The organism is Lelliottia sp. EB106-05-01-XG201, assembly GCF_058791735.1.
Map to the genome: position 1 here is coordinate 3,331,958 of NZ_JBYTDV010000001.1, position 23,558 is coordinate 3,355,515.

Consider the following 23,558-nt stretch of genomic DNA (forward strand, 5'->3'; position numbering starts at 1 on the left):
GCTGTATTGAGAACAGGACCACTGGCTGCCATGCAAGAGCAATACCGCCCGGAAGAGATAGAATCGAAAGTCCAGCAACACTGGGACGAGAAGCGTACCTTTGAAGTCACTGAAGACGAGAGCAAAGAGAAGTATTACTGCCTGTCGATGCTTCCCTATCCTTCTGGTCGACTACACATGGGCCACGTGCGTAACTACACCATCGGCGATGTGATTGCTCGCTACCAGCGTATGCTGGGTAAAAACGTTCTGCAGCCGATCGGCTGGGATGCGTTTGGCCTGCCTGCTGAAGGCGCGGCGGTGAAAAACAACACTGCCCCTGCGCCGTGGACGTACGACAACATCGCCTACATGAAAAACCAGCTCAAAATGCTGGGCTTCGGTTATGACTGGAGCCGCGAGCTGGCGACCTGCACCCCAGAATATTATCGCTGGGAGCAGAAATTCTTCACCGAGCTGTACAAAAAAGGCCTGGTGTACAAGAAAACCTCTGCCGTGAACTGGTGCCCGAACGACCAGACCGTTCTCGCGAACGAACAGGTTATCGACGGCTGCTGCTGGCGCTGCGACACCAAAGTTGAGCGTAAAGAGATCCCACAGTGGTTTATCAAAATCACCGCTTACGCCGACGAACTGCTGCGCGACCTGGACAATCTGGACCACTGGCCAGATACCGTTAAGACCATGCAACGCAACTGGATTGGCCGTTCTGAAGGCGTCGAGATCACCTTTGACGTGCAGAACAGCGATCAGAAACTGACCGTCTACACCACCCGTCCTGACACCTTCATGGGTTCCACCTACCTGGCCGTGGCCGCGGGTCATCCGCTGGCACAGCAGGCGGCGGCAACGAACCCTGAACTGGCTGCTTTCATCGACGAATGCCGCAACACCAAAGTGGCCGAAGCCGAAATGGCGACCATGGAAAAACGTGGCGTCGCGACCGGCTTTAACGCTATTCACCCGCTGACCGGTGAAGCGATCCCGGTCTGGGCGGCAAACTTCGTGCTGATGGAATACGGCACCGGCGCTGTGATGGCGGTTCCGGGCCACGATCAGCGCGATTACGAATTTGCGACCAAATACGGCCTGAACATCAAGCCGGTTATCCTGGCGGCAGACGGTTCTGAACCGGATCTCTCCGGGCAAGCGCTGACCGAAAAAGGCACCCTGTTCAACTCCGGCGAATTTAGCGGCCTGAGCTTCGAAGAGGGCTTCAACGCCATCGCTGACAAACTGGCTGCGCTGGGCGTGGGCGAGCGTAAAGTGAACTATCGTCTGCGCGACTGGGGTGTTTCCCGTCAGCGTTACTGGGGCGCACCAATTCCAATGGTGACCCTGGAAGACGGCACTGTGATCCCAACGCCTGAAGATCAGCTCCCGGTGATCCTGCCGGAAGATGTGGTCATGGACGGCATCAGCAGCCCAATCAAAGCCGATCCTGAGTGGGCAAAAACCACCGTTAACGGTCAGCCTGCCCTGCGTGAAACCGACACCTTCGATACCTTTATGGAATCGTCCTGGTACTACGCGCGCTACACTTGTCCGCAGTATCAGGAAGGCATGCTGGATTCCAAAGCCGCCAACTACTGGCTGCCAGTGGATATCTACATCGGCGGTATCGAACACGCGATCATGCACCTGCTCTACTTCCGCTTCTTCCACAAACTGATGCGCGATGCGGGCCTGGTGAACTCTGATGAACCCGCCAAACAGCTGCTGTGTCAGGGTATGGTTCTGGCGGATGCATTCTACTATCTCGGCGAAAACGGCGAGCGTAACTGGGTTTCTCCGGTTGACGCCATCGTTGAGCGCGACGAGAAAGGCCGTATCGTGAAAGCGAAAGACGCGGCAGGCCATGAGCTGGTGTATACCGGCATGAGCAAAATGTCGAAGTCCAAAAACAACGGCATCGACCCGCAGGTAATGGTTGAGCGCTACGGCGCAGACACCGTGCGTCTGTTCATGATGTTTGCGTCTCCAGCGGATATGACCCTGGAATGGCAGGAATCTGGCGTAGAAGGCGCGAACCGCTTCCTGAAACGCGTCTGGAAACTGGTTTACGAGCACACCTCTCAGGGTGAGGCTCCGGCGCTGAACGTGGCGGCCCTGAGCGAAGATCAGCAGGCGCTGCGTCGCGATGTTCACAAAACTATCGCTAAAGTGACCGATGATATTGGTCGTCGTCAGACCTTCAACACCGCAATTGCGGCTATTATGGAACTGATGAACAAGCTGGCGAGAGCCCCGCAGGAAGGCGAGCAGGATCGTGCCTTAATGCGTGAAGCCCTGCTGGCTATCGTTCGCATGCTGAACCCGTTCACCCCTCACGCCAGCTTTACCCTGTGGCAGGAGCTGAAAGGCGAAGGCGATATCGATAACGCACCGTGGCCGGTTGCCGATGAAGCCGCTATGGTTGAAAACACCACGCTGGTGGTGGTTCAGGTTAACGGTAAAGTGCGCGGTAAAATTACTGTTGCCGTCGATGCAACGGAAGAACAGGTTCGTGAACGCGCAGGCCAGGAACACCTGGTGGCGAAGTACCTTGATGGCGTTACCGTGCGTAAAGTGATCTACGTACCGGGTAAACTGCTGAATCTGGTCGTTGGCTAAGCGCGGGAGGAAACGTGCGACAACTGGCAACAATACTCTTATCTCTGGCGGTGCTTGTCACCGCTGGTTGTGGCTGGCATCTGCGCAATACCACGGCAGTGCCCGCTCAGATGAAAACGATGATCTTCGATTCCGGGGATCCGAACGGTCCATTGAGCCGGGCGATTCGTAACCAGCTGCGCCTCAATGGCGTGGAGCTGATCGAAAAAGGAACCTTGCGTCAGGATGTTCCGTCCTTCCGTGTACTGAGCTCTGTCCTGAGCAAAGACACGGCGTCCATCTTCCAGGATGGCCGTACGGCGGAATACCAGATGGTGATGTCGGTGAGTGCTGCCGTGCTGATCCCGGGTAAAGATATTTATCCGATCAGTACCAAAGTCTATCGTTCGTTCTTTGATAACCCACAAACTGCGCTGGCGAAAGATGCCGAGCAGCAAATTATCATCAACGAAATGTACGACAAGGCGGCGGAACAGCTGATCCGTAAACTGCCAAGCATTCAGGTCGCCTCGAAAGAGACCAGCACGGAACACTCTGTTCCGCTGGACACCACGCCGCAAGTTACCGGAACCCTGGGTAACTAATGGTTCGGTTGTATCCTGAACAACTCCGCGCGCAGCTCAATGAAGGGCTGCGCGCGGCGTATCTGCTCCTCGGAAACGATCCCCTTTTACTTCAGGAAAGCCAGGATGCCGTGCGCCAGGTCGCCGCGACTCAGGGCTTCGATGAACATCACGCCTTCCAGATAGACAACAGCACCGACTGGCAGACGATCTTTTCCCTGTGCCAGGCGATGAGCCTGTTTGCCTCTCGCCAGACGATTTTGATCCAGCTGCCGGAGAACGGCCCCAACGCGGCGATTAACGAACAGCTCGCCACGCTGGTCACGCTTCTGCATTCAGATTTACTGCTGATCGTGCGCGGGAACAAACTCACCAAAGCGCAGGAAAACGCCGCCTGGTTTACCCAGCTTGCGACGCATTCCGTGCAGGTGACCTGCCAGACGCCCGAACAGGCGCAGCTGCCAAAGTGGGTCGCGGTACGCGCGAAGCAACATAATCTGCAGCTGGATGACGCCGCCAATCAGCTGCTCTGTTACTGCTACGAAGGGAATTTACTGGCTCTGGCGCAGGCGCTGGATCGCCTGTCTCTACTGTGGCCGGACGGCAAACTGACCTTACCGCGTGTCGAACAGGCGGTGAACGATGCGGCGCACTTTACCCCGTTTCACTGGGTCGATGCGCTGCTGGCAGCGAAGAGCAAACGCGCGCTGCATATTTTGCAGCAGCTTAGGCTCGAAGGCAGCGAACCGGTGATTTTGCTGCGCACCCTGCAGCGCGAACTGTTGCTGCTCAACACCCTGAAACGCCAGTCGGCCAGTACGCCGTTGCGCGCGCTGTTTGATAAACATCGCGTCTGGCAAAACCGCCGCGCCATGACCACCGAAGCCGTCAACCGCTTAAGCACCGAGCAGCTTCGCCAGGCGGTTCATCTCCTGACGCGCGCCGAACTGACGCTCAAGCAGGATTACGGTCAGTCGGTCTGGGCTGAGCTGGAAAGTCTTTCTCTGCTGTTGTGCCATAAGGCACTCGCAGACGTCTTTATTGATGGTTGATATGAGTTCTTTACAGGCGCTGTACGGCGGCACGTTCGACCCGGTTCATTACGGTCATCTCAAGCCAGTTGAAATTCTGGCGAATCTGATTGGCCTGCAGCGCGTGATCATCATGCCGAATAATGTCCCGCCGCACCGCCCGCAGCCGGAAGCGACCAGCGAACAGCGCAAAGCGATGCTGGAACTGGCGATTGCCGACAAGCCGCTGTTTCAGCTCGATGAGCGCGAACTGCGCCGCGATACGCCGTCGTATACCTCGCAAACCTTGCAGGAGTGGCGCGCCGAGCGCGGCCCGACGCAGCCGCTGGGGTTTATCATCGGCCAGGATTCGCTGCTGAATTTCCCCTCCTGGCATCAATACGAAACCATTCTGCAGAACAGTCATCTTATCGTCTGCCGCCGTCCGGGCTACCCGTTGACCATGAAGGAAGAGCAGCACCAGGAGTGGCTCGACACCCATCTGACGAACAACGTGGAAGATCTGCACACCCTGCCCGCCGGTAAAATTTACCTGGCCGAGACGCCGTGGTTTGATATCTCCGCGACCCTGATTCGCGAGCGCCTCCAGGAGGATTTATCCTGTGACGAACTGCTGCCCGCGCCGGTGCTCGACTATATCCATCAGCACGGTTTGTATCAGAAAAGCGCAGATGAATAAGGTGATACGCGAAAATTCAGGTAATTCACCGCCCTGCCATTGACAGCCCTTTTCAGGCTGATATCCTCCGCAGCCTGACTTCCTGCCAGTCGTTACCTTACAGAAATTGTTTTACAAAAATGGCGATGCATTGTCAGGCCGGGGATGGGATGATACCCGCCTTAAAAAGTCCGTCAGGTGACATTTGTCCCGACACAGCCGTCAGTTAAGGTATACTGCCGAGCTATCCATTTAATCGTTGCTCAACTTCACTCACCAGGGGGAAAACTTGCAGGGTAAAGAACTCCAGGATTTTGTTATCGACAAAATTGATGACCTGAAAGGTCAGGACATCATCACTATCGACGTTCATGGTAAATCCAGTATCACCGACTGCATGATCATTTGCACCGGCACTTCCACTCGCCACGTTGCCTCTATCGCTGACCATGTGGTTCAGGAATCACGTAAAGCCGGTCTGATGCCTCTCGGCGTAGAAGGCGAAGCCATTGCTGACTGGGTTGTTGTTGACCTCGGCGATGTGATCGTTCACGTCATGCAGGAAGAGAGCCGTCGTCTGTATGAGCTGGAAAAACTCTGGGGTTAATGCGTGAAGTTGCAACTGGTAGCCGTCGGCACGAAAATGCCGGACTGGGTACAGACGGGTTTTACTGAATATCTGCGTCGTTTTCCCAAAGACATGCCGTTCGAACTGGTGGAGATCCCAGCAGGAAAGCGCGGCAAAAACGCGGATATCAAACGTATTCTCGAAAAAGAGGGTGAGCTCATGCTGGCGGCCGCTGGCAAGAACCGCATTGTCACCCTCGACATCCCAGGCAAACCCTGGGATACGCCGCAGCTGGCGCACGAACTGGAGCGCTGGAAGCAGGATGGCCGCGACGTCAGTCTGTTGATTGGCGGTCCCGAAGGGTTGTCCCCCGCCTGCAAAGCGGCCGCAGAACAAAGTTGGTCCCTCTCCGCGTTGACACTGCCCCACCCGCTGGTTCGGGTACTGGTGGCAGAAAGCCTGTATCGCGCGTGGAGCATTACTACCAACCACCCTTATCACCGTGAGTAATGATTGACCAGGGCAAATTAAGCAGCGGATGAAACTACAGAATTCTTTTCGCGACTATACGGCTGAGTCCGCGCTGTTTGTGCGCCGGGCGCTGGTCGCTTTTACCGGGATTTTGCTGCTGTCTGGCGTACTTGTCGCCAACCTCTACAATCTGCAAATCGTCCGCTTTACCGACTATCAAACGCGCTCTAACGAAAACCGTATCAAGCTGGTGCCCATCGCGCCAAGCCGCGGCATTATCTACGATCGTAACGGCACGCCGCTGGCGTTAAACCGCACCATCTATCAAATCGAGATGATGCCGGAAAAAGTCGATAACGTGCAGGATACGCTGGACGCCCTGAAAGGCGTGGTCGATCTCACCGATGATGACATCGCCGCCTTCAAGAAAGAGCGCGCCCGTTCGCACCGCTTCACCTCCATCGCCGTTAAAACTAACCTCACGGAAGTTCAGGTCGCCCGCTTTGCGGTGAATCAGTACCGCTTCCCCGGCGTTGAGGTCAAAGGCTATAAACGCCGCTTCTACCCTTACGGCTCCGCGCTGACGCACGTCATCGGCTACGTCTCCAAAATTAACGATAAAGATGTCGACAGGCTCGATAAAGACGGCAAGCTGGCGAACTACGCCGCGACGCACGATATCGGCAAACTCGGCATCGAGCGCTTCTATGAAGACGTGCTGCACGGGCAGACGGGCTATGAAGAGGTTGAAGTCAACAACCGTGGCCGCGTTATCCGTCAGCTGAAAGAGGTGCCGCCGCAGGCGGGTCACGATGTTTATCTGACGCTGGATCTCAAGCTCCAGCAGTATATCGAAACCCTGCTGGCGGGCAGCCGTGCTGCAGTGGTGGTGACCGATCCGCGCACCGGTGGGATCCTGGCGCTGGTCTCGATGCCAAGCTACGACCCGAACCTGTTCGTGGATGGTATCTCCAGCAAAGATTACTCTGGCCTGTTGAACGACCCGAACACCCCGCTGGTGAACCGTGCGACTCAGGGCGTTTACCCGCCAGCGTCCACCGTGAAACCTTACGTTGCCGTCTCTGCGCTGAGCGCGGGCGTCATCAATCGCAATACAAGTCTGTTTGACCCAGGCTGGTGGCAGTTGCCGGGCTCGGAAAAACGCTACCGCGACTGGAAAAAATGGGGCCACGGCCACCTGAATGTCACCAAATCCCTGGAAGAGTCGGCGGATACCTTCTTCTATCAGGTCGCCTACGACATGGGGATCGACCGCCTGTCGGAGTGGATGAGCAAATTTGGCTACGGCCACTACACGGGCGTGGATCTGTCGGAAGAGCGTTCCGGCAACATGCCAACCCGCGAGTGGAAGCTCAAACGCTTTAAAAAGCCGTGGTATCAGGGTGATACCATTCCGGTCGGTATCGGCCAGGGCTACTGGACCGCCACGCCAATTCAGATGAACAAAGCCATGATGATCCTCATCAACGACGGCGTGGTGAAAGTGCCACACCTGCTGATGAGTACCGTCGAAGATGGCAAACAGGTGCCGTGGGCACAGCCGCACGAAGCGCCGGTGGGCGATATCCACTCCGGCTTCTGGGAAATTGCCAAAGACGGGATGTACGGCGTTGCCAACCGTCCGAACGGGACCGCGCATAAGTATTTTGCGGGCGCTCCGTACAAAGTGGCGGCCAAATCCGGTACTGCTCAGGTCTTCGGCCTGAAAGCCAACGAAACCTATAACGCACATAAAATTGCCGAGCGTCTGCGCGACCATAAACTCATGACCGCCTTTGCGCCTTATGATAATCCGCAGGTCGCGGTGGCGATTATTCTCGAAAACGGCGGCGCTGGCCCGGCGGTTGGTACTATCATGCGCCAGATCCTCGACCACATTATGCTGGGCGACAACAACACCGAACTGCCGGCTGAAACCCCAGCTGCCGCTGCGGCGGAGGACCAATAATCATGACGGATAATCCAAACAAGAAATCGCTGTGGGATAAAATCCACATCGACCCGGCCATGCTGCTGATCCTGCTGGCATTGCTGACCTACAGCGCCCTCGTTATCTGGAGCGCCAGCGGCCAGGACATCGGCATGATGGAGCGCAAGATCGGCCAGATCGCCATGGGCCTGGTGATCATGGTAGTGATGGCGCAAATCCCGCCGAGAGTGTACGAAGGCTGGGCGCCCTACCTCTATTTCATCTGTATTATTTTGCTGGTCGCGGTGGATGCCTTCGGGGCGATTTCGAAAGGTGCGCAGCGCTGGCTGGATCTCGGCATTGTGCGTTTCCAGCCCTCGGAAATCGCGAAAATCGCCGTCCCGCTGATGGTCGCGCGCTTTATCAACCGCGACGTCTGTCCGCCATCGCTGAAAAATACCGCTATCGCGCTGGTGCTGATCTTCCTGCCGACGCTGCTGGTCGCGGCGCAGCCTGACCTCGGAACGTCGATTCTGGTCGCCCTCTCCGGTCTGTTCGTGCTGTTCCTGTCCGGCTTAAGCTGGCGCTTGATCGGTATTGCGGTGGTGCTGGTGGCCGCCTTTATCCCGATACTGTGGTTCTTCCTGATGCACGACTATCAACGTCAGCGCGTCATGATGTTGCTCGATCCGGAAACCGATCCGCTGGGCGCGGGCTATCATATTATTCAGTCTAAAATTGCGATTGGCTCGGGTGGCCTGCGCGGCAAAGGCTGGCTGCACGGCACGCAGTCGCAGCTGGAGTTCTTGCCGGAACGCCACACGGACTTTATCTTTGCGGTTCTGGCCGAGGAGCTGGGCCTGGTCGGGATCCTGATTTTGCTGGCCCTCTACCTGCTGCTGATTATGCGCGGTCTGTGGATTGCCGCGCGCGCGCAGACCACCTTCGGTCGCGTCATGGCGGGCGGGTTGATGCTGATCTTATTCGTTTATGTCTTCGTAAATATTGGTATGGTGAGTGGAATTCTGCCTGTTGTGGGCGTCCCGCTGCCGCTGGTGAGCTACGGAGGCTCGGCACTGATCGTGTTGATGGCCGGGTTTGGGATAGTGATGTCTATCCACACCCACAGAAAAATGTTGTCCAAAAGCGTATAACAATAAGGGGATCGCCATGCGTAAGCAGTGGCTGGGTATCTGCATCGCAGCAAGTTTACTTGCAGCTTGTTCCAGTGATGATGGTCAGCAACAGGCGACCATCGCGCCGCCGCAGCCTGCGGCCTGTACCGGTCCGGTAGTTGAAATCAGCGGCGCGGACCCTGTCTTCGAACCGCTGAATGCAACCGCGAATCAGGATTATCAGCGCGACGGCAAGAGCTATAAAATCGTTCAGGACCCGTCTCGCTTCAGTCAGGCCGGGTTTGCCGCCATTTATGACGCAGAGCCCGGCAGCAATCTGACCGCCTCTGGTGAAGCCTTCGACCCGGCGCAGATTACCGCCGCGCACCCGACGCTGCCGATCCCAAGCTATGTGCGTGTCACTAACCTCGCCAACGGTCGTATGATTGTGGTGCGCATTAACGATCGTGGCCCTTACGGCAACGACCGCGTGATTTCCCTCTCCCGCGCGGCCGCCGATCGTCTGAATACCTCAAACAACACCAAAGTGCGCATCGACCCGATTATCGTGGCACAAGACGGTACGCTGTCTGGCCCGGGAACCGTGTGTACGACGGTGGCGAAACAAACTTATGCCCTGCCCGCCCGTCCGGATTTGAACAGCGGAATGGGTAGCGCAACCTCGATGCCGCAAGATGCCACGCCACAGAGCAATGTCCGCGCTATCAGCAACGACACGCTGAAAAGCGACGATTCTATGGGCGCGCCGGTAAGCAGCAGCGGTTTCCTGGGCGCACCGACGACGCTGGCCTCTGGCGTGCTGGAAGGCAGCGAGCCGACACCTGCACCGGTGGTGGCTCAGCCCGCGCCGGTCACAGCGCCTGCGACCAACGCCGTCACCCCACCTGCGGCGACCTCTGGTAGCGGCAATTTTGTCGTTCAGGTCGGTGCGGTGAGCGATCAGGCGCGCGCGCAGCAGTATCAGCAGCAGCTGAGCCAGAAGTTTGGCGTGCCGGGGCGCGTTGAGCAAAACGGGGCCGTCTGGCGTATCCAGATGGGACCCTTTGCCAGCAAGTCGCAGGCCGCTTCATTGCAGCAGCGTCTGCAAAATGAAGCTCAGTTACAGTCGTTTATCGCTGTTGCGAAGTAATTAATCGGCGGTATCCGAATTGTCAGCTTGTGTAACCAACGTTCACAAACTCACGCTGAAAGTCGGATGCCTGCCTGTATAGCTTTTGCTATAGTAAGGCACTTTTTTTAATTCCATCACGGATGTCGTAGTTCTGACCATGAAGACCACTCTCTCCGCTCGATTTTTGCAGCGCATGGCGCTGACCACGGCCCTTTGCGCAGCCGCTTTTTCAGCCGCTCACGCCGATGACCTGAACATCAAGACCATGATCCCTGGCGTTCCGCAGATTGACGCGGAATCCTACATCCTGATCGACTACAACTCCGGCAAAGTGCTGGCAGAACAGAACGCTGATTCGCGCCGTGATCCTGCGAGCCTGACCAAAATGATGACCAGCTACGTCATCGGCCAGGCAATGAAAGCGGGTAAATTCAAAGAGACGGATCTCGTCACCGTGGGTAACGATGCCTGGGCAACCGGCAACCCGGTGTTCAAAGGCTCTTCCCTGATGTTCCTGAAACCAGGCATGCAGGTACCGGTTTCTCAGCTGATCCGCGGTATCAACCTGCAGTCCGGTAACGACGCCTGTGTGGCTATGGCCGATTTCGCAGCCGGTAGCCAGGACGCCTTCGTGGGCCTGATGAACAGCTACGTTTCCGCCCTGGGCCTGAAGAACAGCCACTTCCAGACCGTTCACGGCCTGGACGCAGACGGCCAGTACAGCTCCGCGCGCGATATGGCGCTGATTGGCCAGGCGCTGATCCGCGACGTGCCGAACGAATACACCATCTATAAAGAAAAAGAGTTCACCTTCAACGGCATCCGCCAGACCAACCGTAACGGTCTGCTGTGGGATAACAGCCTGAATGTGGACGGCATCAAAACCGGCCATACGGATAAAGCAGGTTACAACCTGGTGGCATCCGCAACCGAAGGTCAGATGCGTCTGATCTCCGCCGTGATGGGCGGTCGTACCTTTAAAGGTCGTGAAACTGAAAGTAAAAAACTGCTAACCTGGGGCTTCCGTTTCTTCGAAACCGTGAATCCGCTGAAAGCCGGTAAAGAGTTCGCGTCAGAGCCGGTGTGGTTTGGCGATAACGATCGCGCGTCCCTGGGCGTGGATAAAGATCTCTACCTGACCATTCCTCGTGGCCGCATGAAAGACCTGAAAGCCAGCTACGTGCTGAACACCAGCGAACTTCACGCGCCATTGCAGAAAAACCAGGTGGTGGGCACTATCAACTTCCAGCTGGACGGCAAAACCATCGACCAACGTCCGCTGGTGGTGCTGGATGAAATTCCTGAAGGCAATTTCTTCGGCAAAATCATTGATTACATTAAATTGATGTTCCATCACTGGTTTGGTTAAAAATTGAGCACTTGAAAGTGTGATTTTGATCCCCATATACTAGGTATCCTGATAACTCCCACCCGCACGTGGGAGTTATTATTTTTTTGATGTAATGCCGGAGCTGACATGAAAACCAAACTTAACGAACTGCTTGAATTCCCTACCCCGTTTACTTACAAAGTAATGGGTCAGGCGTTGCCGGAGCTGGTTGACCAGGTGGTTGAAGTGGTACAGCGCCATGCGCCGGGTGACTACTCTCCGACGGTAAAACCAAGCAGCAAGGGCAACTACCACTCGGTTTCCATCACCATCACGGCCACGCATATTGAGCAGGTCGAGACCCTTTACGAAGAGCTCGGCAATATCGACATCGTCCGTATGGTGCTGTAGTCCCCTCGTGGTTACCCGCTTTGCCGGGTAACCCGCTTCCCCACTGTGATATACTTCTCCCCACCTTTTGTCGCTACCTCCCCCGGAGTTGCTGTTTTGTATCAGGATAAAATTCTTGTCCGCCATCTCGGGCTGCAACCTTATGAGCCTGTCTCTCAGGCTATGCATGATTTCACTGACTCACGCGATGAGACGACCCCCGACGAGATTTGGTTGGTCGAGCACCTGCCGATTTTCACTCAGGGCCAGGCAGGTAAAGCAGAGCATGTGCTGGTTCCCGGCGATATTCCCGTGATCCAGAGCGACCGCGGTGGCCAGGTGACCTATCATGGGCCGGGCCAGCAGGTGATGTATGTCCTGCTGAACCTGAAACGCCGCAAACTTGGTGTTCGCGAACTGGTGACACTGCTGGAAAATACGGTGGTTAACACTCTGGCAGAATACGGCATCGACGCGCATCCGCGTGCAGACGCACCGGGCGTGTATGTCGGAGAGATGAAGATCTGTTCGCTGGGTTTACGTATCCGCAAAGGGTGCTCATTCCACGGTCTGGCGCTTAACATCAATATGGATCTTTCGCCTTTCCTGCGCATCAATCCCTGTGGCTACGCGGGAATGGAAATGACTCAAATGGGTCAGTGGGTAGAAAATGTCACCCCCGATATTATTCGCCCAAGGCTTGTCAGTAATCTTTTAGCGCTGCTAAACAATCCACCACACGAATATATTACCGCTTAATATATTATACATACTGGTCCATTTATTTGATGGACCTTCACCTATTTCCCGCTTTTTGGCTTTACAATAATCCATTGTTTCTATATTTTCGAAGCGCTTGAGCAGGTTTACTTATTTTGCCGCGTTTAATTTCAGTGCGTGAATACCACCTTGCGAATTGACCTTCACTTGATTGAAAATTACTCAGCTAGTTGATTTTCTTAAACAATTGAAATCCACAAAATACTTTACCGATCACAACAAGCACAATATATAAATTCAACTATCATTCATATTGTGAATGAATACGGAGTGAGAGCGTGGATTATAATAATTTACCAGCTAAACGACTGAATGAGCCCGGTGGCCAGGACAAGCCGCAAGTGTTTCGGACTTTACGTAATATTGACCTCAATTTATTGACGATCTTTGAGGCAGTATATGTCCACAAGGGTATCGTTAATGCTGCGAAAATTCTTAATCTCACCCCGTCAGCAATTAGTCAGTCTATTCAGAAATTGCGCGCCATATTTCCTGATCCGCTGTTTATTCGTAAAGGTCAGGGCGTCACGCCAACCGCTTACGCCACGCACCTCCACGAGTACATCAGCCAGGGCCTGGAGTCGATTCTCGGCGCGCTGGATCTCACCGGCAGCTATGACAAACAGCGGACAATTACCATCGGCACCTCGCCTTCCGTTGGCGCAATGGTATTACCAATTATCTATCAGGCCGTGAAGCGTGAAGCGCCTCAGCTCCTGCTGCGCAACATTCCGGTTCTTGACACGGAAACTCAGCTTGCGCAGTTCCAGACCGATCTGATCGTCGACAGCAACGCCATTGGTGCCCGCTCGTTAGCGCACAGCGTGCTGTATGCCGACGGGCTGCTGCTGGTCTGCCGTAAAAACCATCCGGCGCTCAACCATCCAGCCACCGCAGAGAATTTGCGCGAGCATGAGTACGCGCTGTTCATGAACGACGGGCAGAATCTGAATCAGCTCCATCTGCGTATCAACGAGCTCTTCCCGGATCGCCAGATTAGCTTTAGCAGTTACAATATGTTCACGATTGCCGCGCTGATAGGCAGCAGCGATATGCTGACGATTATGCCTTCTCGCCTGTTCGGCCTGCTTCGTCAGTGCTGGCCGCTAGACCAAATCCCCTATGCACCACTGAATGCGGAATCTATTGAGATCTCGCTGCATTACAATAAACTGAGCCTGCGCGACCCGGTTCTGGAGAATGTGATTAATATTATCCGCCAGGCATTTTAACGCTGCCCTTCCTCGCAGGTCCGCGCCCCGCAGGGGGCAAAGGGCACAAAACAACAACTATTTTACAATTTGGCGACCTCACAGGCTGCTTTATCGCCCTTATCAATGATATACTGCCTGTCGTTCGTTCAAAAATAGTTGATAAATACAACATTCCCTTGAATTGAAACGCTTTCCCTCGAATTTCGCAACTGGAACACGCACGCTATGAGTAAACCCATTGTGATGGAACGCGGTGTTAAGTACCGCGACGCCGATAAAATGGCCCTTATCCCGGTTAAAAACGTGGCTACAGAGCGCGAAGCGCTGTTAAGAAAACCGGAATGGATGAAAATCAAACTTCCGGCTGACTCGTCACGCATCCAGGGTATCAAAGCGGCGATGCGTAAGAACGGCCTTCACTCCGTCTGTGAAGAGGCCTCTTGCCCTAACCTTGCGGAATGTTTCAACCACGGTACGGCCACCTTCATGATCCTGGGCGCGATTTGCACCCGTCGCTGTCCGTTCTGCGACGTGGCACACGGTCGCCCGGTGGCGCCAGACGCCAATGAGCCACTGAAGCTGGCTCAGACCATTGCCGACATGGCGCTGCGCTACGTGGTGATTACCTCCGTTGACCGTGACGATCTCCGCGACGGCGGTGCTCAGCACTTTGCTGACTGCATCAGCGCCATTCGTGAGAAAAGCCCAACCATTAAGATTGAAACTCTGGTGCCTGACTTCCGTGGTCGTATGGATCGCGCGCTGGATATTCTCACCGCTACCCCGCCAGACGTCTTTAACCACAACCTGGAAAACGTGCCGCGCGTTTACCGTCAGGTTCGTCCGGGTGCAGACTACAACTGGTCGCTGAAACTGCTGGAACGCTTTAAAGAAGCGCATCCGCACATTCCAACCAAATCAGGTTTGATGGTCGGTCTGGGTGAAACCAATGCCGAAATCATCGAAGTGATGCGCGATCTGCGCCGTCATGGCGTAACCATGTTGACCCTGGGCCAGTATCTGCAGCCGAGCCGTCACCACCTGCCGGTGCAGCGCTACGTCAGCCCGGATGAGTTCGATGAGATGAAAGCCGAAGCGATGGCGATGGGCTTCACCCATGCCGCTTGCGGCCCGTTCGTTCGCTCGTCCTACCATGCCGATATGCAGGCAAAAGGCGAAGAAGTGAAGTAATAATTTATTACACTTCAGGCATAAAAAAACCGGCTATTACGCCGGTTTTTTTCTTTCCAGAGATCTGGAAGGAATAGCCATTACTCTTTGTGCGACAGCTTCTCAGCCGGGACTTCATCATCTGCGGTTTTCTTCGCAGAAGAATCATCGTCATTCATCGCTTTTTTGAAGCCTTTAATGGCGGTACCCAGGTCTCCGCCCAGCGTACGTAACTTCTTGGTACCAAACAGCAGGACGACCAGCGCCGCAACTACCAGCAGTTTAGTAATACTAATCTCACCCATAGATACCTTCTTCACATAAAACAGGCTGCAAACAGCGCCAGAAAACCTGATGTTATTAACGGATATTCGACGCGCGCACACAATAGCAATCTGTAACAAGGTGAATCAAGCTCTGATGAAAAAAACATCACAATAATTGCGGTGGCGCAAAGCGTCGGTTGTTAAGAACCGGCAATTGCCGCCGCGCTTGTGCCACCCGCTCGCGGTCAATTTCAGCCATCAGCAAGACCGGGGTTTCTGCCGCCGCGGCAATAGTCACACCCAGCGGATCAATAACCCGGCTCTGACCTATATTCTTATTACCGCACTCCCCCGCCGCGACGATATAGCAGGTGGTGTCCAGCGCCCGCGCCGCCAGTAGCGTTGCCCAGTGGTGCTCTTTGAGCGGCCCTTTGACCCACGCGGCAGGCAAGACCAGCACTTCCGCTCCCGCCAGGGCCAGATTCAAAGCCATCTCCGGGAAGCGCAAATCGTAGCAGGTCATCAGCCCCAGCCTGAAACCTCCGACGTCAATCAGCGGCGGGATCTGGTGGCCCCGATCGACCAGCCGTGATTCCTGAATACTAAACGCATCATAGAGGTGGAGCTTGGCGTACTGTTCGATGACTTTCCCTTCGCGCAGCACCACCAGCGTATTCGCCGCCCTGCCCGGCGTCGTCGGCACATGGACGGTCAGCACCGTGGTGAGGTCATTTCCCTGGCTTTCTGCCAGCAGCCGCTGCAAAAAACCGCCCTCAAGGGATTGCGCAGACTTTACCGAGAGATCCGGATCCTTGTCATCACGCGCCAGTAGCGCTTCAGGCAGCACTAAAAGCGCCGCTCCCTGACGTGTCGCCTGTGCCATTAAGGCGACGCACTGGCGGGCATTCTCTTCCCAGTCAGCCGTTACCGCGAACTGCCCAACCGCAACATACATATTTTCCCCCAGCATCAGTTAGCGATACACTTAAACCCTTACTCATTCAAATAGCAGGAATTGACTGTGTTACAACTCCTTTTAGCCGTCTTTATTGGCGGCGGCACGGGTAGCGTTGCGCGATGGTTTCTCAGCATGCGTTTTAACCCGATGCATCAGGCCATCCCGATGGGTACGCTTGCCGCAAACCTGATCGGTGCCTTTATCATTGGTATGGGCCTGGCGTGGTTTAACCGCATGACCAATATCGACCCTATGTGGAAGGTTTTGATTACCACCGGTTTTTGCGGCGGATTAACCACCTTTTCCACCTTCTCGGCGGAAGTGGTTTTTCTGTTCCAGGACGGGCGATTTGGCTGGGCGTTAACCAATATCGCCGTCAACATGCTCGGTTCCTTTGCGATGACCGCGCTCGCATTTTGGTTATTTTCTGCCGCCAGCGCGCACTAAGACCCGGCGCATTAATGTTAGCTTAATTTTTCTCTGTCACTCTTGTCGACATATCGACCAGGGGTGATGAAATGAAAGAGAAAGTGATGAGCGCGGGCATGGTGTTACTGAGCGTATTGATCGTCGCCAGCTTTTTGAAAATCTATCTGTTTTAGCTGAAAAAAAGCCAAAAAAAACCCGCTCAATGAGCGGGTTTTGGATTTCTTGCTGAACGGCTCGAATTACAGAGCAGTTACGTTAGCAGCAGAAGGACCTTTGGCACCGTTAGTGATTTCGAACTCAACGCGCTGGCCTTCAGCCAGGGTTTTGAAACCATTAGTCTGGATTGCAGAGAAGTGTACGAACACGTCTTTGCTGCCATCTTCCGGAGTAATGAAACCGAATCCTTTGGACTCATTAAACCACTTAACGTTACCTTTAATCTTAGACATCAAAATTACCTTTACATGAAAAATGGACACAAATGCTGTGTCGGGTATCAGTACAACAATTGTGGGGCGTTTTGTCCAGCGGATCTTTGTTAAAAAGTGACAAAAGTCGCGTTAATTTTATCGGCTGGCTGTTTGTTCTTTCCGATGTAAAAAGTGTGTATTTTTCAGCCAACCCTTTGTCATTTTTCAGTTAAAACTGGAAGCGCATCCAGGCAAAGTAAACGTTTCCGTTATTGTAAGTGCCCGGAATGTAGGTCATCTGGAAGGTTGCCGGACCATAGCCAATCGAGGCCAGGGGTAACAGCACAGGGATCGGGATGTATTTCCAGTTATCACGCGCCGTGAAGCCCGCCGTGTACCCCAGACCGAGGCGGAAATTGTCATCTGCCAGCGGACGCCAGGTTTTCTCCCAGCCGTAGCCGCCAATCGGCTCCCATTTGTTATAGGAGTCTTTAAACGCCATCAGGTACAGGCCGTGCCAGTTGCCCTCTTCATCCCAACGAGACTGACCGAAACCCGCGCCCCACGGGCGTTCGTTATAGCGGTCCGTTTTCTCTTTGTCGTAGGCAAAGCGTGCATGCCAGGTGATCGCCGGGACGTAAAGGTCGTAATGTTCTGGTTCGTTCCAGGTTTGCGCCACGTTATCGGTGAAGGTTGAGAACCAGCCCTTTTCCGTCGCTTTATCGTCCGCCATCGCCGAAGACGATAACGTGAGCTGAGCAAAAATAAACAACAACACCAGATAAATATTATTTCTTAACGTCACGATGAAATTACCATTTATTGTATTCGGGGCGATCTTAACAAATTTTAATTAAATGAAAGCCCAATAACACCGGTTTAAATCCGAATTATTTAATTACAAAATGGGAATATTCCTAACGAATAGTCTGAATGCGCCCCGAAATATTCGAGGCGCATACAAAACCTAACGTTTATGTAACAATTTATACAAAGCGGGAATGACCAGCATAGATAATAAAGGTGCCGTCACCATGCCACCGATCATCGGGGCAGCGATGCGCTGCATCACCTCCGAACCGCTGCCGCCGCCCCACATGATAGGCAACAGCCCCGCCATAATCGTGGCTACCGTCATCACTTTTGGCCGCACGCGCAGCACAGCACCTTCATGAATGGCGCGCATCAGCTGGGTGTTTCCGCCGCCGGGATATTTATCCAGGGCCTGATTGAGATACAGCACCATAATAACGCCAAACTCTGCGGCCACGCCGGCGAGAGCGATAAATCCGACCGCTCCTGCGACAGAAAGATTATACCCCAGCAGCCACAGCAACCAGACGCCGCCAATAAGCGCAAAGGGTAATGTCCCCATTATTAATAAGACATCTGAGATGCGTTTAAACGTCAGCCATAACAGAATAAAGATAATCATTAGCGTTACCGGAAGCACCACTTTCAGTTTTTCCGTCGCACGCTCCAGATATTCAAATTGCCCTGACCACGAGAGCGAAACGCCCTGCGGCAGTACCACCTGTTCGGCAACCCGCTGCTGCATCTCCTCCACCGCAGATTTCAAATCCCGCCCGCGCAAATCGACATAAATCCAGTTCGACAGCCGCGCATTTTCGCTTTTCAACATTGGCGGCCCCTCAGTCACCACGATATCCGCCAGCTCGCCCAGGGCGATCTGTCCTCCGCTGGCGGTGACCACCGGCAGCACACGCAGTTTATCGACGTTGTCGCGCAGATCGCGGGGATAGCGCACGTTGATGGGGTACCGCTCGCGCCCCTGGATCACTTCGCCAATATTGTCGCCGCCGACCAGCGTCGAGACCATACTTTGCAGCTCATCGACCGAGACGCCGTAGCGCGCCGCTTTTTGCCGGTCGATACGAATATCGACATAGCGCCCGCCCGCCAGCCGCTCTGCCAGCGCGGAGGTCACGCCCGGCACCTGCTTCACGATCGATTCAATCTGCGACGCCACCCGTTCGATATCGGCAATATTGTTGCCGTTCACCTTAATGCCCACCGGGCTCTTGATCCCTGTCGCCAGCATATCCAGACGATTACGGATCGGCGGCACCCAGACGTTGGCAATTCCCGGAACCGAGACGGTTTTGTCCAGCTCTTCCACCAGCTTTTCCGGCGTCATGCCCGGCCGCCACTGGTCGCGCGGTTTAAAGTGGATGGTGGTCTCAATCATGGTCAGCGGCGCCGGGTCGGTCGCCGTCTCCGCCCGTCCGGCTTTGCCGAACACGCTGGCGACTTCCGGAACGCTTTTGATCAGTCGATCGGTCTGTTGCAGCAGGCGGCTGGCTTCGCGCGCCGAAATGCCCGGCAGCGTCGACGGCATATACAGCAGATCGCCCTCGTCCAGCGGCGGCATAAACTCGCTGCCCAGCCGACTGAGCGGCCAAAGCGTCACCAGTAAAAGCGCAAACGCCAGGGCTAGCGTGGTTTTGGGAAAGGTCAGCACTTTATCGAGCAGCGGTTCATAGGCCCGAATCAAAAATCGGTTGATTGGGTTGGCTTTTTCGTCCGGAATTTTGCCGCGAATGAAATAGCCCATCAGCACCGGGATCAGCGTAATCCCGAGTCCGGCGGCCATCGCCATTGACCAGGTTTTGGTGAAAGCCAGCGGGGAGAACATCCGCCCTTCCTGCGCTTCGAGGGAGAAGACCGGAATAAACGACAGCGTGATGATCAGCAGGCTGCAAAACAGCGCGGGCCCGACCTCAACCGCCGCCCGTTCGGCCAGATGCCAGTAATCCCCCGAAGACGGCTCCTGGTCCGGATTCTCGTGTCGCCACTGCTCCAGCACCTTGTGCATGTTTTCAATCATCACAATTGCGGCATCCACCATCGCCCCAATCGCAATCGCAATCCCGCCGAGCGACATGATGTTGGCGTTGATGCCCTGATAATGCATCACCACAAACGCGCCCAAAATGCCCAGTGGCAGGGAGACAATCGCCACCAGCGCCGAGCGGAAATGGAAGAGGAATAACGCGCACACCAGCACCACCACCGCAAACTCTTCCAGCAGTTTGTGGGTCAGGGTTTTGACCGACTCTTCGATAAGCGTGGAGCGGTCATACACCGGAACAATCTCGACCCCTTCCGGCAGCGTTTTTTGCAGCGCCCGGAGTTTGTCTTTCACCGCATGAATGGTCTCCAGCGCATTCTGCCCGTAGCGCATCACCACCACGCCACCGGCCACTTCGCCCTCGCCGTTCAGCTCCGCCACCCCGCGACGGATTTCTGGCCCGTAGCTTATCGAGGCGACATCGCTGAGCAGCACCGGTTTGCCCTCGCGCGAGGTCAACACCACGTTGCGGAAATCCTCGAGCGAGCGCAGATAACCGGTGGTTCGCACCATGTATTCCGCCTCGCCCATCTCCAGCAGTGCGCCGCCGCTCTCTTTATTCGCCGCCTGAATCGCACTCACCAGCTGCCCGTGAGTGATATTCAGGGCGCGCATCTTCTCGGGTGAGGCCACAATCTGATACTGGCGCACCATGCCGCCGATGCTGGCGACTTCCGAGACGTTGGGCACGGTTTTGAGCTCAAACTTGAGCGTCCAGTCCTGCAGCGCCCGTAAATCCGCCAGACTGTGTTTGCCGGTGCGATCGATCAGCGCATATTCATAGATCCAGCCCACGCCCGTGGCATCTGGCCCGAGAGAGACTTTCACCCCCGCCGGGAATTGCGACTGCACCTGGCTCAGATATTCAAGCACGCGGGAGCGTGCCCAGTAGAGATCGGTCCCGTCCTCAAACAGCACATAAACATACGCGTCACCGAACATCGAAAAACCACGCACGGTTTTCGCCCCTGGCACGGAGAGCATTGAGGTGGTCAGCGGCCAGGTCACCTGGTCCTCAATCACCTGCGGCGCTTTACCGGGGTAGCTCGCTTTGACGATCACCTGAACGTCAGAGAGATCGGGCAGCGCGTCCAGCGGCGCACGTTGCACGGCCCACCAGCCCCACCCGGCCATGATCGCGGCGGCGAGGATCACCAGCAGCCGGTTGCGCAGCGAGGCGCGAATCACAGCGGCGATCATTTCGTCACCTCCGGCAGCGCGCTGCGCAGGCTGGCTTCCGAGTCGATCAGGAATTGCCCGGAGGTCACCACAGCATCATTCTCTTTCAGGCCGGAGGTGATTTCAGTCCAGCCCCCTGCACTTACGCCTGTCGTGACATTCACCGGACGGAAATAGCCGTCCCCCGTCGCCAGCATCACCCGTTGAGATTCGCCGCTGTTAATCACCGCCTCTTCCGGGACGGCAAGCACCGCGGCACCATGCGTTTGGTTCGCGCGAGAAACATTGAGGAACATACCCGGTTTAAGCTTGTTGTCGGGGTTTTCCAGCACGATGCGCGCCTGCAGCGTGCGCGTGGTGGTCTCCATCTGCGGCAGCAGTTCGCTGACTTTGCCGTGAAAACGCTCGCCCGGCCAGCTTTCGGAGGTCGCGACCATCTCGCTGCCCACCGTCAGGGACTGCGCCTGGGTTTGCGGGTAATCCGCAACCAGCCAGACCGTATCCAGCGCCGCCATCTCAAACAGCGGCGCGGTGGCCGCCACCTGCGCCCCTTCCCGCGCATCCAGTTTGACGACATACCCTGCACGCTCGGCGCGCAGCGTTAAGCGGGTTTGCGGTTTGCCGCTGCGTTCGACGGCGCGAATGGTCTCTTCCGGCATAAACTGCAGCGCCAGCCGCTCCCGCGCCGCGCGCGTGAGCGACGCGTCACCGAGCTGGCGCACGGCCAGATACTCCTGCTGCGCTGTCGTCCACTGCGGAACCCAGATCTCCGCCAGCGGTTCTCCGGCTTTGACCTGCTGCTGCTGGGCGCGCACGTACAGTTTTGCGATCACCCCCGCAGCGGGAGCCGGAGTGATTGTCAGACTGCGCTCATTGATCGTTACCGTGGCGTAGGCGGAGAACGGCTGAGCGAGCTCGCGCTTCTGCGCTTTACCGGTTTTCATCCCCAGATTCTGCTGCTGTTGAGCGCTGATCCCCACGCCCGCTGCCGCTTTCTCTTCATCGGCGTAGCGCGGAACCAGATCCATATCCATAAACGGCGATTTGCCAGGCTTATCGAAACGCTGGCCGGGCATCATGGGATCGTACCAGTAGAGCACTTTACGCTCAGCCGGTTTGGCGACGTCGGGTGCGACGTGCTGGGTTCGCTGCCCAAGGTAATATCCGCCGCCTGCCGCCAGCAGGACGGCCAGCGCGATCGCGCTCAGGGTGAGAGTTTTCATTGCGCGATCTCCTGCGGGATCAGCCATTGGATGGCCGCCCAGGTACGCGCCATTTCGCGCTCGGCCTGGTTGGCAGCCAGTTCAGTGTCAAGCACGCTGCGACGCGCCTCGAGAAGTGACGGGAGTTCCGACTGCCCGGAGCGATACTGCGCGGCCAGCACCTCCAGCCGCTTGTGCTGCAGGGGTAAAATGTCATCGCGCTGGCGCTGCCACAGGGTCTGCGCGGCCTGATATTGCGCCACCAGCGACTGCACCTGCGCGACGTGCTCACGCTGAATCAAGGTCAGTTGATCCACGGCCTGCATTGAGCGCGAGACGTCTGCGGCGTAATCCTTGTCCTGCCTGCGCGACTGGAACAGCGGCAGGTCCACGGTGAACATCACCCCGGCCATGTCGTCATACCCTTCGGCGCGATGGGAGTAGAACACTTCGACGTCAACGTCAGGAATGGCCGCCACCGCCGATTGCGCCGAGCGCGCTTTCGCCGTTTCCGACTCGCGCAGCGCAGCTTCCACTTCCGGATGGCGAGTGATCCCCTCCTCCAGCGTCTTTTCATCGGCAGGTAAACGCTGATAGCGTGGCAGTGGGCCTTGCACCTCCGTGATGGATTGCCCGGTGAGCTGGAACAGACGGCTTTGCGCCAGCTGAACATCCCGTGTCGCGAGGGTCACTTTGTCGCGCATCGCGCTCAGGGTCATTTGCAGCGACAGCACGCTGTCCGGCGCGGCACTTCCCGCGCCGACGCTCGCTTTTTGCGCGCCCTGCTGGCGTTCCGTTTCACTCACCAGTTTTTTCGCGGTGGCGAGCGCCTGCTGTGAAAGCGCCAGATCGAGCCACGCCTGGGCCGTATCGCGCTGGAGCGCGGCGCGAATGGTTTCGGATTTCGCTTCCACGCCGCGGGCCTGCGCCTGCAGCGTCTGCGATTTACGTTCCCGCTTTTCCGCGCTCACGTAGCTTTGCATGATGCCAATCCGCTGCATCGTCATCCCTTCGCGGGTAAAACGCTGGTCGTTACTGCCCTGAACGGGCACGTTTTCGATACCAAACTTGAGCTTAGGGTCGGGAAGCTGCGTGGCGGAATCCGCCATCATATCCAGGGCCTGCGCCTCATTGCGGCTGGCAGAAAGCTCGGCAGAATAGCGCTGGGCCTCGGTCAGGGTTTGCGCGAGCGTCCAGGGCTGCGCCTGAACCGCTGAGCTTAAAAAGCCGAGCAGCACCCCACAGAGCCACAGGCTCAGTGTTTGTGGTTTCATGAT

At 56.0% G+C, this 23,558-nt stretch carries 22 protein-coding genes; 15 read left to right on the top strand and 7 right to left on the bottom strand.

Annotated elements, in window-relative coordinates; all coding sequences use genetic code 11:
* Nucleotides 1-30: 30 nt before the first annotated feature.
* The 14 genes from leuS to lipA all read left to right on the top strand — a co-directional run bounded on the left by leuS (nt 31) and on the right by lipA (nt 14,986).
* Nucleotides 31-2,613 carry a leucine--tRNA ligase gene (gene leuS / locus AC3WS9_RS15660; RefSeq protein WP_285146627.1) on the top strand — a complete coding sequence of 861 codons (2,583 nt, stop codon included), beginning with the start codon at nt 31-33 and terminating at the stop codon, nt 2,611-2,613.
* 14 nt (nt 2,614-2,627) lie between these two features.
* Nucleotides 2,628-3,197: an LPS assembly lipoprotein LptE gene (lptE, locus tag AC3WS9_RS15665; protein ID WP_282493787.1), complete on the top strand. Its 570-nt coding sequence runs from the start codon at nt 2,628-2,630 to the stop codon at nt 3,195-3,197.
* Nucleotides 3,197-4,228, top strand: a complete 1,032-nt coding sequence (gene holA, locus AC3WS9_RS15670) for a DNA polymerase III subunit delta (protein WP_285146629.1) — start codon at nt 3,197-3,199, stop codon at nt 4,226-4,228. The genes lptE and holA overlap by 1 nt, the downstream gene beginning before the upstream one ends.
* Complete coding sequence (gene nadD / locus AC3WS9_RS15675; protein WP_492489211.1) at nt 4,221-4,886, top strand: nicotinate-nucleotide adenylyltransferase; 666 nt, start codon at nt 4,221-4,223, stop codon at nt 4,884-4,886. Before holA ends, nadD begins: the two co-directional genes overlap by 8 nt.
* Nucleotides 4,887-5,154: 268 nt before the next feature.
* Nucleotides 5,155-5,472, top strand: coding sequence for a ribosome silencing factor (gene rsfS, locus AC3WS9_RS15680; RefSeq protein ID WP_282493790.1), 318 nt, complete (start codon nt 5,155-5,157; stop codon nt 5,470-5,472).
* 3 nt (nt 5,473-5,475) lie between these two features.
* Nucleotides 5,476-5,943 carry a 23S rRNA (pseudouridine(1915)-N(3))-methyltransferase RlmH gene (gene rlmH / locus AC3WS9_RS15685; protein WP_014069327.1) on the top strand — a complete coding sequence of 156 codons (468 nt, stop codon included), beginning with the start codon at nt 5,476-5,478 and terminating at the stop codon, nt 5,941-5,943.
* A gap of 28 nt (nt 5,944-5,971) precedes the next feature.
* A complete protein-coding gene (mrdA, locus tag AC3WS9_RS15690) occupies nt 5,972-7,873 on the top strand; it encodes a peptidoglycan DD-transpeptidase MrdA (RefSeq protein ID WP_282493791.1) in 1,902 nt (633 codons plus the stop codon).
* Between the two features lie 2 nt (nt 7,874-7,875).
* The gene (gene mrdB / locus AC3WS9_RS15695; RefSeq protein WP_282493792.1) at nt 7,876-8,988 is read left to right on the top strand and encodes a peptidoglycan glycosyltransferase MrdB; all 1,113 of its coding nucleotides are present in this window, start codon (nt 7,876-7,878) and stop codon (nt 8,986-8,988) included.
* A gap of 16 nt (nt 8,989-9,004) precedes the next feature.
* Nucleotides 9,005-10,099: an endolytic peptidoglycan transglycosylase RlpA gene (gene rlpA, locus AC3WS9_RS15700; protein ID WP_285146632.1), complete on the top strand. Its 1,095-nt coding sequence runs from the start codon at nt 9,005-9,007 to the stop codon at nt 10,097-10,099.
* Between the two features lie 139 nt (nt 10,100-10,238).
* Nucleotides 10,239-11,450, top strand: a complete 1,212-nt coding sequence (dacA, locus tag AC3WS9_RS15705) for a D-alanyl-D-alanine carboxypeptidase DacA (RefSeq protein WP_282493794.1) — start codon at nt 10,239-10,241, stop codon at nt 11,448-11,450.
* 108 nt (nt 11,451-11,558) lie between these two features.
* Complete coding sequence (gene ybeD / locus AC3WS9_RS15710) at nt 11,559-11,822, top strand: DUF493 family protein YbeD (RefSeq protein WP_003022706.1); 264 nt, start codon at nt 11,559-11,561, stop codon at nt 11,820-11,822.
* A 96-nt stretch (nt 11,823-11,918) separates the two neighbouring features.
* The gene (lipB, locus tag AC3WS9_RS15715; RefSeq protein ID WP_282493795.1) at nt 11,919-12,560 is read left to right on the top strand and encodes a lipoyl(octanoyl) transferase LipB; all 642 of its coding nucleotides are present in this window, start codon (nt 11,919-11,921) and stop codon (nt 12,558-12,560) included.
* 299 nt (nt 12,561-12,859) lie between these two features.
* Nucleotides 12,860-13,813, top strand: coding sequence for a YbeF family transcriptional regulator (locus AC3WS9_RS15720; protein WP_282493796.1), 954 nt, complete (start codon nt 12,860-12,862; stop codon nt 13,811-13,813).
* Nucleotides 13,814-14,020: 207 nt separating this feature from the next.
* Nucleotides 14,021-14,986, top strand: coding sequence for a lipoyl synthase (gene lipA / locus AC3WS9_RS15725; RefSeq protein WP_282493797.1), 966 nt, complete (start codon nt 14,021-14,023; stop codon nt 14,984-14,986).
* A gap of 80 nt (nt 14,987-15,066) precedes the next feature.
* Here the strand turns inward: lipA and tatE are convergent, their stop codons facing one another.
* The gene (gene tatE, locus AC3WS9_RS15730; RefSeq protein ID WP_095281210.1) at nt 15,067-15,270 is read right to left on the bottom strand and encodes a twin-arginine translocase subunit TatE; all 204 of its coding nucleotides are present in this window, start codon (nt 15,268-15,270) and stop codon (nt 15,067-15,069) included.
* 127 nt (nt 15,271-15,397) lie between these two features.
* Nucleotides 15,398-16,186, bottom strand: a complete 789-nt coding sequence (locus AC3WS9_RS15735; protein ID WP_492489216.1) for a deaminated glutathione amidase — start codon at nt 16,184-16,186, stop codon at nt 15,398-15,400.
* 66 nt (nt 16,187-16,252) lie between these two features.
* On the opposite strand from AC3WS9_RS15735, the gene crcB reads away from it, so the two are divergent.
* Nucleotides 16,253-16,636, top strand: a complete 384-nt coding sequence (crcB, locus tag AC3WS9_RS15740; RefSeq protein ID WP_282493799.1) for a fluoride efflux transporter CrcB — start codon at nt 16,253-16,255, stop codon at nt 16,634-16,636.
* 221 nt (nt 16,637-16,857) lie between these two features.
* On the opposite strand, the gene cspE is transcribed toward crcB, so the two are convergent.
* From cspE to AC3WS9_RS15765, 5 genes are all read right to left on the bottom strand, one after another.
* Complete coding sequence (cspE, locus tag AC3WS9_RS15745) at nt 16,858-17,067, bottom strand: transcription antiterminator/RNA stability regulator CspE (protein WP_000034826.1); 210 nt, start codon at nt 17,065-17,067, stop codon at nt 16,858-16,860.
* Between the two features lie 190 nt (nt 17,068-17,257).
* On the bottom strand, nt 17,258-17,833 hold the full coding sequence (gene pagP, locus AC3WS9_RS15750; protein ID WP_390888463.1) for a lipid IV(A) palmitoyltransferase PagP: 576 nt from the start codon (nt 17,831-17,833) through the stop codon (nt 17,258-17,260).
* Nucleotides 17,834-17,995: 162 nt separating this feature from the next.
* Nucleotides 17,996-21,100, bottom strand: coding sequence for an efflux RND transporter permease subunit (locus AC3WS9_RS15755; RefSeq protein ID WP_492489220.1), 3,105 nt, complete (start codon nt 21,098-21,100; stop codon nt 17,996-17,998).
* Nucleotides 21,097-22,302: an efflux RND transporter periplasmic adaptor subunit gene (locus AC3WS9_RS15760; RefSeq protein WP_492489222.1), complete on the bottom strand. Its 1,206-nt coding sequence runs from the start codon at nt 22,300-22,302 to the stop codon at nt 21,097-21,099. The genes AC3WS9_RS15755 and AC3WS9_RS15760 overlap by 4 nt, the downstream gene beginning before the upstream one ends.
* Entirely contained in the window at nt 22,299-23,555 is a 1,257-nt protein-coding gene (locus tag AC3WS9_RS15765; protein ID WP_492489224.1) for a TolC family protein, read from the bottom strand. The genes AC3WS9_RS15760 and AC3WS9_RS15765 overlap by 4 nt, the downstream gene beginning before the upstream one ends.
* Nucleotides 23,556-23,558: the final 3 nt, after the last annotated feature.

Coding starts and splice junctions, on each gene's coding strand:
- leuS (WP_285146627.1), top strand. CDS start 31: ATGCAAGAGCAATACCGCCCGGAAGAGATAGAATCGAAAGTCCAGCAA.
- holA (WP_285146629.1), top strand. CDS start 3,197: ATGGTTCGGTTGTATCCTGAACAACTCCGCGCGCAGCTCAATGAAGGG.
- nadD (WP_492489211.1), top strand. CDS start 4,221: ATGGTTGATATGAGTTCTTTACAGGCGCTGTACGGCGGCACGTTCGAC.
- mrdA (WP_282493791.1), top strand. CDS start 5,972: ATGAAACTACAGAATTCTTTTCGCGACTATACGGCTGAGTCCGCGCTG.
- mrdB (WP_282493792.1), top strand. CDS start 7,876: ATGACGGATAATCCAAACAAGAAATCGCTGTGGGATAAAATCCACATC.
- rlpA (WP_285146632.1), top strand. CDS start 9,005: ATGCGTAAGCAGTGGCTGGGTATCTGCATCGCAGCAAGTTTACTTGCA.
- dacA (WP_282493794.1), top strand. CDS start 10,239: ATGAAGACCACTCTCTCCGCTCGATTTTTGCAGCGCATGGCGCTGACC.
- ybeD (WP_003022706.1), top strand. CDS start 11,559: ATGAAAACCAAACTTAACGAACTGCTTGAATTCCCTACCCCGTTTACT.
- lipA (WP_282493797.1), top strand. CDS start 14,021: ATGAGTAAACCCATTGTGATGGAACGCGGTGTTAAGTACCGCGACGCC.
- tatE (WP_095281210.1), bottom strand. CDS start 15,270: ATGGGTGAGATTAGTATTACTAAACTGCTGGTAGTTGCGGCGCTGGTC.
- AC3WS9_RS15735 (WP_492489216.1), bottom strand. CDS start 16,186: ATGTATGTTGCGGTTGGGCAGTTCGCGGTAACGGCTGACTGGGAAGAG.
- cspE (WP_000034826.1), bottom strand. CDS start 17,067: ATGTCTAAGATTAAAGGTAACGTTAAGTGGTTTAATGAGTCCAAAGGA.
- AC3WS9_RS15755 (WP_492489220.1), bottom strand. CDS start 21,100: ATGATCGCCGCTGTGATTCGCGCCTCGCTGCGCAACCGGCTGCTGGTG.
- AC3WS9_RS15760 (WP_492489222.1), bottom strand. CDS start 22,302: ATGAAAACTCTCACCCTGAGCGCGATCGCGCTGGCCGTCCTGCTGGCG.
- AC3WS9_RS15765 (WP_492489224.1), bottom strand. CDS start 23,555: ATGAAACCACAAACACTGAGCCTGTGGCTCTGTGGGGTGCTGCTCGGC.